General features: G+C 43.6%; 2 protein-coding genes. Both read left to right on the forward strand.

Annotated elements, in window-relative coordinates:
• Positions 1-185: 185 nt before the first annotated feature.
• Positions 186-368 carry a hypothetical protein gene (locus A3735_RS29570; RefSeq protein ID WP_156499542.1) on the forward strand — a complete coding sequence of 61 codons (183 nt, stop codon included), beginning with the start codon at positions 186-188 and terminating at the stop codon, positions 366-368.
• Between the two features lie 35 nt (positions 369-403).
• On the forward strand, positions 404-1,183 hold the full coding sequence (gene tatC, locus A3735_RS08830) for a twin-arginine translocase subunit TatC (protein WP_068510193.1): 780 nt from the start codon (positions 404-406) through the stop codon (positions 1,181-1,183).
• Positions 1,184-1,352: the final 169 nt, after the last annotated feature.

Here is a 1,352-nt window from a genome sequence, read left to right on the forward strand (position 1 = left end):
AACAGAACCCATGTCCCGTGCTTAAACATAATCTCGAAAATCCCTGTAAAGCGCATGCGTCAGCGCATTGAAAAACCTTGTAAGATCAACTACTTTTAATAGCTATCAACAATAGCTGACCTAGGCACTTAAAAATAGATTTGAAAACTAGGGAACCTCTGAATATTTTAAATCATTTGTATTGCATGAGCAAGGATAGTCGGCAAAACAGGATGTACTTCTACGGAGTTGAAACGCTCAAAGAAGCTGAAGAGTTCGAGCCCTTACCAAGAGATGAGTATGACAAGCTGTTTCAGGCACCAAAAGAGCCTGATTCGTCAAAAGACCTTCAAAGCAATACGCAAAACGACAAGCCTAAGCAGTCATAACATGGCCTCCGTAATAAGCTAAGCATAGTAAAGACATGAGTAAGACTTCTGACAACGCAACTGAAAACGACACTGTAGTCGACCAAGGCCAGCCTCTAATCAGCCATCTGATAGAATTGCGCACACGCCTCCTGCGTTCTGTGCTTTGCGTTATATTGATCTTCGCAGGCCTTTACTATTTTGCCAACGATATCTACCTGATTGTCTCAGAGCCACTTAGGGTCTTTTTACCCGAAGGTAGCACCATGATCGCGACCGATGTCGCATCACCCTTCTTTACCCCCTTCAAACTGGCTCTAATGACGGCACTGTTTATATCAATGCCTTATGTGCTCTTTCAAATATGGGGTTTTATCGCACCTGCACTCTATGAGAACGAAAAACGGCTCGCCTATCCTTTACTGCTATCGAGCATAATATTGTTCTATCTCGGCATGGCATTCGCTTACTTTGTCGTCTTTCCTTTAGTGTTTGGCTTTTTCACCAGTGCCGCACCTGAAGGCGTCACTGTAATGACCGATATCAGTCGCTATCTTGACTTCATTCTAAAGCTATTCTTCGCATTTGGTTTAGCCTTCGAAATCCCAATCGCAACCATTATTTTGGTTGCGGCAGGTATTACCAGCTCAGCTAGCCTAAGTGAAAAACGCCCTTACATCGTGGTTGGCTGCTTCGTTATCGGTATGTTATTGACGCCTCCAGATGTTATTTCGCAAACTCTTTTAGCAGTTCCAATGTGGGCTCTCTTTGAAGTCGGAGTGCTGTTTTCAAAACTCGTCGAAAAGAAGCGCAACGAAGAACCTGTAAGCGAATAACAATTAGATGAACCTGCTACTGTTATTCCCCGAAAATATGCACAGCGAAACACTGGCTGAGATTTCCGGTCGTCAACTCGAACATATGCATGAGACTCTAAAGTCAAAAGTTGGAGATAACATACGCGTTGGCCTGCTCAATCAGCAAATTGGCCTAGCCACTATTACA

This window comes from Oleiphilus sp. HI0061 (assembly GCF_001635675.1).